This is a genomic window from Aequorivita sp. 609 (genome assembly GCF_014212065.1).
GTDB classification, from domain to species: domain Bacteria; phylum Bacteroidota; class Bacteroidia; order Flavobacteriales; family Flavobacteriaceae; genus Aequorivita; species Aequorivita sinensis.
This window is the reverse complement of record NZ_JACJVM010000038.1, coordinates 1-313: the sequence shown is the minus strand read 5'-3', so window position 1 is coordinate 313 and position 313 is coordinate 1. Positions and strand designations below refer to the sequence as shown.

Sequence of the window (313 nt, the reverse complement as noted above, 5' to 3'; positions counted from 1 at the left end):
TAAACGACTCTTTAATCTCGGTGTAAAGTTCGATATAACGGCCGTTTGCGCTGCGCTCAATTCGTTTTTAGGGGTTATGTTGCTTGCTATAACCCAATTATCCACTCAGCAAGCTTTAAAATTCGCATTCCCGAGAAATTTTATAAAATTAATGAAATACGGAAATCTTAACCCTGCAACTGAATTTAAAAGAAAATTAGTGTAGTTTTGAGACAGACTGCCGTTGGCTGTAATGTAAAACGACATTCCCGAAAACAAAGAAAATGACCCAATCTGAACTTATAATTTTAAATTTTACAGAAATAAGGAGAAG

1 protein-coding gene is annotated in these 313 nt (G+C 34.8%); it reads left to right on the top strand.

The genetic code is table 11. From position 1 onward, the window contains the following. The coding region (locus tag H4O20_RS12580) for a hypothetical protein (RefSeq protein ID WP_185099477.1) at positions 1-205 on the top strand (205 nt) is incomplete at its 5' end. Positions 206-313 lie beyond the last annotated feature (108 nt).